An 8,382-nucleotide genomic window follows, 5' to 3' on the forward strand; every position below is an offset into this window, starting at 1 on the left:
ATCGAAATCGGCGTACGATGGCGGCATGCCCGAGCCGACCCACCGCCGCCGCATGCTCGTGCTCGCGATCTGCTGCATGAGCCTGCTGATCGTGAGCATCGACAACACGGTCCTGAACGTCGCCCTGCCCGCCATGCAACGGGACTTGGACGCGAGTACCTCCGGTCTCCAGTGGGCGGTCGACGCCTACACCCTCGTACTCGCCGCGCTGCTGATGCTGGCCGGGTCGACGGCCGACCGGATCGGCCGCAAGAAGGTGTTCATGGCGGGCCTGGTGATCTTCACCATCGGCTCGGTGCTGTGTTCCCTCGCCCCCGACCTGTCCTCGCTGGTGGCGTTCCGGATGGTGCAGGCGGTGGGCGGTTCGATGCTCAACCCGGTGGCCATGTCGATCATCACCAACACCTTCACCGACCCGCGCGAACGGGCCCGCGCGATCGGCGTCTGGGGCGCCGTCGTCGGCATCTCGATGGCCGCCGGGCCGCTGGTCGGCGGAGTACTGGTGGAGTCGGTCGGCTGGCGCGCGATCTTCTGGATCAACCTGCCGGTGGGCCTCGCCGCCCTCCTGCTCACCCTGCGCTTCATCCCCGAGTCCCGGGCGCCCAAGGCGCGCCGTCCCGACCCGCTGGGCCAGGTGCTGGTGATCGCGCTGTTCGGCTCGCTGACGTACGCGATCATCGAGGCGCCGAACGCCGGGTTCGCGACCGTGCTGCCGTACGCGATCGTCGCCGTACTGGCGCTGGCCGGGCTGCTCGCCTATGAGCCGCGCCGCCGCGAACCCCTCATCGACCTGCGGTTCTTCCGGTCGGCGCCGTTCAGCGGGGCGACCCTGACAGCGATCTGCGCGTTCGCCTCGCTCGGCGGCTTCCTGTTCCTGTCCACGCTGTACCTGCAGAACGTGCGCGGGCTCGACGCCCTGCACGCCGGCCTGTGGATGCTGCCGATGGCGGTGCCGACCTTCCTGTGCGCGCCGCTGTCCGGGCGACTGGTGGCGAGCCGGGGGCCGCGGCTGTCGCTGCTCGTCGCGGGCGGCGCCATGACGGTGAGCGGGGTGCTGTTCGCCGCCTTCGAGGCGGAGACGTCGAACGTCACCCTCTTCATCGGCTACGTCCTGTTCGGCGTCGGCTTCGGCTTCGTCAACGCGCCCATCACCAACACCGCCGTCTCCGGCATGCCCCGGGCCCAGGCCGGGGTGGCCGCCGCCGTCGCCTCCACCAGCCGGCAGCTCGGCCAGACCCTCGGCGTGGCGGTGGTCGGCGCGGTGCTGGCCGCGGGCGTGAGCGGGTCGGCGTACGCGGACACCTTCGTCTCGGCAGCCCGGCCCGGCTGGTGGATCCTGACCGCGTGCGGCTTCGCGGTGCTGGTGCTCGGCGGGGTGACGACGGGCCGGTGGGCGCGCGGCAGCGCACAGCGGGCGGCGGAGCGGCTGGCGGCCACCGGGCCGGAGGCCCGCGAGGCGGTCCGCGCGGGGGTGTGACGGGCCCGGCCGCCGGGCAGCCGGCGGTGCCCGGCTGCCATGCTGGCCGGCATGGCACGAGTGAACCAACCGCCCGCCACGGCCGAGGACCTGCTCCCGCTGGCGCTCACCTCGTACGGACACTTCACCACGCTCCGGGTCGACGCCGAGCGCCGCGTCCGGGGCCTGTCCCTGCACCTGGAACGGCTGGTGCGGGACAGCGAGGCGGTGTTCGGCGTACCCGTGGACACCGGACGCGTCCGCGAACTGATCGGCACGGCGCTGGACGGGCGGAGCGGGGCGGATGGTTCGGGCGGGGCGGGCGGTCCGGGTGGGCTGAGCGGGGCGGGAGGGCCCTGCACCGTGCGTGTCACGCATTTCGACCCGGCCGTGGACCTGGTCCGGCCCGAGCGGGCCACCGCGCCGCGGCTCATGGTGACCGTACGCCCGGCCGGCGAGCTCTCCCCGCCGCCGCTGACCGCGATGAGCGTGCGGTACGAACGTGACCTGCCGCAGGTCAAGCACTGCGGTCTCTTCGGCGCCCTGCACGCCCGCCGCGCGGCCCGGCTCCAGGGTTTCGACGACGCCCTGTTCGTCGGCGCCGACGGCCGGGTGACCGAGGGCGGCACCTGGAACGTGGGGTTCGTCGACGCGGACGGCACCGTGGTGTGGCCGCGCGGCCCGGTGCTGCCCGGGGTGACCGCCGCGCTGCTGCGGGAACTCACCGAGTACGTGGTCGCGCCGGTGAGCCTCGCCGAGGCCAAGGGCATGCGGGCCGCCTTCGCCACCAACACCTCGGTCGGCGTGCGGGCCCTCGCGGCCGTCGACGACACGCCCCTGGCGGTGGAGCACCCGGTGCTGAGCGCGCTGCGGGAGGTCTATTCGTCCGTGCCGGGCGAGGAGGTGTAGGGGGTGTAGGGGCCGGCGGGGATCGGCGGGGGTCTGTGGTTCGTGCGGCTGCCTCAGCCCTTCAGGCCCAGCTCGCCCGCCCGCAGTCCGGCCTGGAAGCGGGAACCCGCGTCCAGGGCGGTGAGGAGGCCGGCGACGCGGCGGCGGTAGGTGCGCAGGGACATGCCGAGTTCGCGGGCGGCGCTCTCGTCGGTGGCGCCCGAGCCCAGGGCGCGCAGGATCGTCCGGTTCGCGGTGTCGAGCCGGGGCCGTTCGGCGCGCAGGAACGTGCCGAGGTCGGTGGCCGCCTCCCAGACCGCCTCGATCAGCGCGTAGACCCCGCCGACCAGGGCCGGCGCGGTGGTCACCGTGTACTCACGGCCCTGCGGGCCGGCCGGTCCGGCGAGGATGGCGTACCGGTGGTCGATGATGATCGTCTCGTGCGGGAGGGCGGTCGCGGCGATCCGCACCTGGGCACCCGCGTCGGCCATCTCGCGCAGATGCGCGCGGCCGGGCTCGTCGGCGAGCGCGAGGGGGCTCATCAGCTTGCGTACGTGCTGTACGCCGCTGGCCCGCACCCGGGCGCGGGCGGACCGGCCGGCCTCGGGCTGCGGCCAGGTGCGGAGGTCCACGGCGGCGCAGACGAACTCCTCCTGGATGGAGGAGAAGAGGTGCCCGGTGCGGGCCAGGAATTCCAGATCACCGCGGATGGTCATCGTTTCTGCCACCCCTCCATCTTGCACCCGGCACCCGTCCGGCTCGGCCGCGGCCGTCCGTCCCCGCTGGCAGCAAGTGGCCACGGCCTCGCGTCCGCACCGGCCGCCGCCGAGGCTGGACGCATGAGCAACGACTTCCGCCTCGGCGGCGACCTCCGCATCAACCGGATGGGCTTCGGCGCGATGCGCCTGGCCACGAACGGCTTCCTGGGCCCGGCCCGCGACCCGGAGACCGGCCGGGCCGTCCTGCGCCGCGCGGTCGAGCTGGGCGTCGACCACATCGACACCGCCGCCTTCTACACCAGCGGCGACGAATCCGTGCGCGCCAACGACCTGATCCGCGAGGCCCTGCACCCCTACCCGGACGGCCTGGTCATCGCCGCCAAGGTCGGCCCGGTGCGCACTCCCGACGGAGGGGCTCAGGCGATCACCGATCCGGCGGGGCTGCGCGCCCTGGTCGAGGAGAACCTCGAAGCCCTCGGCCTGGACCGCCTCGACCTGGTCTACCTGCGGATCGGGGGCATGGCGCCGCCGCCGCACGGCGAGTCCGTCGCCGCCCGCTTCGAGGCGCTGGCCGCGCTGCGCGAGGAGGGCCTGATCCGCCACCTCGGGCTGAGCCACATCGACACCGGGCATCTCGCCGAGGCCCGCGCGATCGCCCCCGTCGCGGCCGTGCAGAACTACTTCCACGCCGCCAAGCGCGACGACGTGGCGCTGCTGCGCGCCTGCGAGGCGGCCGGCATCGCCTTCGTGCCGTACTTCCCGCTGGGCGGCGGCCTGGACGACCTGGCCGACGACCGGCTCGCCAAGGTCGCCGACCGGCACGGCGCCACGGTGCCGCAGATCGGGCTGGCCTGGCTGCTGGCGTCCTCGCCCGTCACCCTCGCCATCCCCGGCACGGGTTCCGTCGCCCACCTGGAGGAGAACGTCGCGGCCGGCACGATCACCCTCACCGAGGAGGACCTCGCCGACCTCGGCTGACTCGGGGCCGGGTGTCCTGAGGGCCGGCGGACCTCAGGACCGGGCGAACTCCGGCAGCCGTTCGGCCACCCGCGGCCACATCCGCGACACCGCCGCCTCCACCCGCGGCAGCGCCCGCTGTCCGGCCAGCGCGGCGGTGATGGCGAGGGCCACGGCCGCCCAGGCCAGCGGTCCGAGCGGAGTACAGCCGAAGAGGTTGCTGGCGACCGGGGTCTGGACGAGGGCGACCAGCGCGGCGGCCGAGCCCAGCGAGGTCAGCTGCACCAGGCGGCTGCCGCGCCGGTCGGCCAGGGTCTGGGCGAGCTGGGTGCCGACCACCGCGCACAGCGCCATCGTGGTCGAGCGGCGCCGGGTGCCCGGCGTGAACCGGCCCAGCAGCCAGGCCACCGTCGCGCCGAGCGCCGTGGTCAGGGCCCGGTGCCGGATCTGCCGGATCAGGGGTTCGCCCAGCACCGCCGTACCGAGCGGCGCGCCCGCGTCGGCGTCCTGCTGTTCCGGGTCGCCGGTCTCCGTCACCGCCACGGCCATCGCCGGGAACAGGTCGGTGAAGAGGTTCACCAGCAGCATCTGCCGGGTGGACAGCGGCGCCGCGCCGCCGAGCACCGTGCCGAGGATGCCGAAGCCGACCTCGCCGGCGTTGCCGCCGATCAGGATGGCGATGGCGTCGGCGACGCTGTGCCACAGGGCCCGGCCCTCGCGCACCGCCTCCACCAGGACCAGCAGGTCGTCGCCGGTGACCACCAGGTCGGCGGCGTTGCGGGCGGCGGCCGAGCCGCGGGCGTTGATGCCGACGCCGATGTCTGCGGCCCGGATCGCGGCGGCGTCGTTGGCGCCGTCGCCGACCATGCCGACGACCCGTCCGGCGTCCCGCAGCGACTCCACGACCTGGAGTTTCTGCTCGGGCGCGACGCGGGCCACCACATCGGCGTCGCGCAGCATCCGGGACCGGCCCCGGCGGTCGGCGGCGGCGAGTTCGTCGCCGGTGACCACCGTGGCGTCCGCGGGCCAGCCCAGCTCGGTGGCGATCGCGCGGGCGGTCGCCGGATGGTCGCCGGTCAGCACCACCGGCCGTACGCCCGCCGCGCGCAGCCCCCGCACCAGCGCCGGGGACGTCTCGCGGGCCACGTCGGACAGGCCGAGCAGCCCGGTGAAGCGCAGGTCCAGTTCGTCCAGCGGGCGTTCGAGCACGGCGGCCGGGTCCTCGCCGCCGGCCAGCGGGCGGTGCGCGACGGCGAGGACGCGCAGTCCGGCGCCGGCCAGGTCGTGGGCGCTGTCGTGCGCGTGGTCCGGCAGCCGGGGGCAGGCCGGCAGCACGGTCTCGGGGGCGCCCTTGACCACCAGTACGGGTGTGCCGTCCCCGGCGCGGCCGACCGCGGCGGCGTAACCGCGCGAGGTCTCGAACGGCAGCCCTTCGAGCTGCTCCCACTCCGGGTCGTCCCCGGCGGCGTCGAGCACAGCCTCGTCGGTGGCGTGGGTGGGCCGGGTCCCGTCACCGTTCAGCCGGGGACAGGCCCGGGCGGCGACCCGCACCGTCTGGGCGGCTTCGGGGGCTTCGGCGGCATCAGCGGTATCGGCGGTATCGGCGGTATCGGCGGCGAAGTGGGTACGGGCCGCCGCCCCGGAATCCGTCACCGCGTCCGCGTCCGCACCCGAGCCCGAGCCTTTACCTGCACCCGAGCCCTTACCGGCGGCCGCCGCGTCCGGCCCCCCGGCCCGGTACACACCGCCGCCCGCGTCCGCGACCCGGACCAGCCGCAGCCGGTTCTCGGTGAGGGTGCCGGTCTTGTCGAAGCAGACGGTGTCCATCCGGCCCAGCGCCTCCAGTGTGCGCGGGGTGCGGACCAGGACGCCGCGCCGCCCGAGCCGCCGGGCCGCCGCGAGCTGCGCGACCGTCGCCACCAGCGGCAGCCCCTCGGGCACGGCGGCCACCGCCACCGACACCCCGCCGCTGACCGCCTGCCGGATCGGCGTGCCGCGCAGCAGCGACAGCCCGGTCACCGCGGCCCCGCCGGCCAGGGTCAGCGGCAGCGCCTTGCCGGTCAGTTCCTGGAGCCGGGCCTGCACGCCCGCGGCGGCCGGCGTGCGCGAGGCCAGCGAGACGGCGCGGGCCGCCTCCGTACGCTCCCCCGTGTCGACCACGACGGCCCGGGCCCGCCCGGCCACCACGGTGGTGCCCTCGAAGACCATGCAGTGCCGCTCGGCGACCGGCGCGTGCGGTGTCGGGTCCAGGCACTTGTCCACCGGCAGCGACTCGCCGGTCAGCGCCGACTCGTCGACCTCCAGGCCGTCCTGCCACAGCAGCCGGGCGTCGGCGGGCACCACGTCGTCGGTGTTCAGCGCGATGACCTGGCCCGGCCGCAGCCTGGCCGCGTCCACCACCCGGCCGGCCGCCTCCGGGCCGCCGTCGTCCTCCTCGGCCGTCACCCGCGCCTTCTGCTTCTGCTGGGCGAGCAGCCCGGCCAGCGCCCGTTCGGCGCGCAGCCGCTGCAACCCGCCGACCAGCGCGTTCAGATCGAGCGCGCCGACCACCAGCGCGGCGTCCAGCACCGACCCGAGGATCGCCTCGGCGGCCGACCCGACCGCGAGCACAGGGGTCAGCGGATCGTCCAGCTCGCCCCGCACCGCCCCGGCCAGCTGCACCGTCCAGGCGACCGGCGCCAGCACCGGCGTGCGCGCCGCCCGGCGAGTCACCGCCCGTACCCGCGCGGTCAGTTGCTCCACCGTCGACGGCTCCGGCTCCCGCTGCCCGGCCAGCCGCTCCCGTACGTCGTCGGCGTCCAGTTCGTGCCAGGCCACCCGGGGCCGGGGGCGGGGCGCGCGGACCGCCGCCACGGTGAGCGCGGCCCGCACCCCCGACACCAGCGCCGCCGCCGCACTCACGTCGACGGGCGCGTGCCGCAGCCCCGGCAGCAACGGCGACCCGCGCCCGCGCCGGGTCTCCCCCACCGCCACCAGCAGCCCGGACAGTGCCGCCCCGGACCGGGCCAGCACCTGGGCGCGCCGGCCGACCCCGCGGGCCGCCGGCACCGCCCGCAGCAGCCGCCAGACATCGGCCAGCCCGTGCGGTGCCAGCACGTCCGCGCCCCAGGCGACCGGCCCGTCCCCGTCCGCGAGGGCCACGGCCACGTCCCCGCCGAGCAGCCCGGCGAGCACCTCGGCGTCGCCGTCCGCCGGGCGTACGACGGTGACGACCCCGCCGCCCCCGCCGGCCTCGGCGTCTTCGGCGCGCAGTTCGTCGACCACCTCGCGCAGCGGCCGGTCCGCGCCGACGACCTGGTCGGCGAGGCCGGTGAAGTCGGCCAGCGCCGGGTCCTCCACCATCACCACCCGCAGTCCGGCCCGGCGGGCCGCGTCCAGCACGTCCTCGGTCCACGGGTCCGCGCCCTCGCCGGGCCGCCGCAGCGCGCTCGGATGCAGTACGACGGTGCCGGTCATCTCCAGCTGCCGCAGCCGCTCCGGGTCGCGCACCAGCACGCCGGTGCGGGACAGCGCGCCGCTGAGCACGGCGTGGAAGGCGGCGGGGCCGTAACGGGCGGCCTTCGGCGACCCCGCCAGCACCGCCTCGGCCGCCTCGCTCAGCTGGTGCTTGACCAGCAGGGTGGCCAGCGCGCCCGCGACGCTCCCGGTGGAGGCGTGGGCGGCGTAGTCCTGGGCGGGCGAGGAACGCAGCGGCGGGCGCGGTGCCGGGGCGCCGGACAGCCCGCCGCGCTCCGGCGCGCACAGCCGGTCGTGGACCACCTCGAAGGTGGCCGTACGGGCCACCGCCTCCGCCAGCTGGCAGGCGCGCAGCGCCCCGTCCAGAACCAGCGAGGCCGGGCTCTGGCCGGCGCCGTGCACGGCGGCGTTGGCGGCGGCGAGCACCACGTCCATGCGGGTGGCGCCGAGCCGGTCGCGCAGCCAGGACCGGAAGGCGGGGTTCTCGCGCAGCAGGGTGGCCACGGCCGTCACCAGCCGGGGCGAGGGCGGCAGCCGCAGCGCGGCGGCGGTGAACCCGGCGGCGACGCCCAGCGCGTCGGCGCCGAGCGCGGCCGCGGCGACCCGCACGGAGGTGGGGTCGCCGGGGTGGGACAGTTCCTCCACCGGGTCGGCACGGGTGAGCCCGTGCTCCTCGGCCAGTTCGGTCGCCCGGTCCACCACCCGGTCGGTCAGCGCGTCCTCGGTGGCGGTCACCACCAGGCGGGCCAGTCCGGTGTCCCAGTAGGCGAGCGCCACGTCCGGGTGGGCGGCCAGCGCCGCCGCCACCCGCCGGGCCGCGGCCTCGACGCCGCCCGCGCGGCGCGCCTTCGGCGTCTCGGCGGGCCGCAGCGCGAGGTGGGCGCGGTGGCCGGCCCGCCAGTCGCC

Annotated in this window: 5 protein-coding genes; 3 read left to right on the plus strand and 2 right to left on the minus strand. The window is 76.4% G+C overall.

Features of this window, described 5'->3' with window-relative positions:
• Positions 1–25 precede the first annotated feature (25 nt).
• Both AB0G32_RS31455 and AB0G32_RS31460 read left to right on the plus strand, forming a co-directional pair.
• Positions 26–1,477: an MFS transporter gene (locus AB0G32_RS31455; protein ID WP_361170963.1), complete on the plus strand. Its 1,452-nt coding sequence runs from the start codon at positions 26–28 to the stop codon at positions 1,475–1,477.
• Between the two features lie 51 nt (positions 1,478–1,528).
• The gene (locus AB0G32_RS31460; protein ID WP_361170966.1) at positions 1,529–2,365 is read left to right on the plus strand and encodes an aminotransferase class IV; all 837 of its coding nucleotides are present in this window, start codon (positions 1,529–1,531) and stop codon (positions 2,363–2,365) included.
• 53 nt (positions 2,366–2,418) lie between these two features.
• Here AB0G32_RS31460 and AB0G32_RS31465 read toward each other — a convergent pair whose 3' ends face one another.
• Complete coding sequence (locus tag AB0G32_RS31465) at positions 2,419–3,060, minus strand: DNA-binding response regulator (RefSeq protein ID WP_361170975.1); 642 nt, start codon at positions 3,058–3,060, stop codon at positions 2,419–2,421.
• A gap of 123 nt (positions 3,061–3,183) precedes the next feature.
• On the opposite strand from AB0G32_RS31465, the gene AB0G32_RS31470 reads away from it, so the two are divergent.
• Positions 3,184–4,041 carry an oxidoreductase gene (locus AB0G32_RS31470; RefSeq protein ID WP_361170969.1) on the plus strand — a complete coding sequence of 286 codons (858 nt, stop codon included), beginning with the start codon at positions 3,184–3,186 and terminating at the stop codon, positions 4,039–4,041.
• Between the two features lie 33 nt (positions 4,042–4,074).
• Here the strand turns inward: AB0G32_RS31470 and AB0G32_RS31475 are convergent.
• The coding region (locus AB0G32_RS31475) for a cation-translocating P-type ATPase (RefSeq protein WP_361170972.1) at positions 4,075–8,382 on the minus strand (4,308 nt) is incomplete at its 5' end.

Source organism: Streptomyces sp. NPDC023723 (assembly GCF_040639815.1).
GTDB lineage: Bacteria > Actinomycetota > Actinomycetes > Streptomycetales > Streptomycetaceae > Streptomyces.

Excerpts from the sequence above, each read along its gene's own strand:
- AB0G32_RS31455 (WP_361170963.1), top strand. The coding sequence starts at position 26 with ATGCCCGAGCCGACCCACCGCCGCCGCATGCTCGTGCTCGCGATCTGC.
- AB0G32_RS31460 (WP_361170966.1), top strand. The coding sequence starts at position 1,529 with ATGGCACGAGTGAACCAACCGCCCGCCACGGCCGAGGACCTGCTCCCG.
- AB0G32_RS31465 (WP_361170975.1), bottom strand. The coding sequence starts at position 3,060 with ATGACCATCCGCGGTGATCTGGAATTCCTGGCCCGCACCGGGCACCTC.
- AB0G32_RS31470 (WP_361170969.1), top strand. The coding sequence starts at position 3,184 with ATGAGCAACGACTTCCGCCTCGGCGGCGACCTCCGCATCAACCGGATG.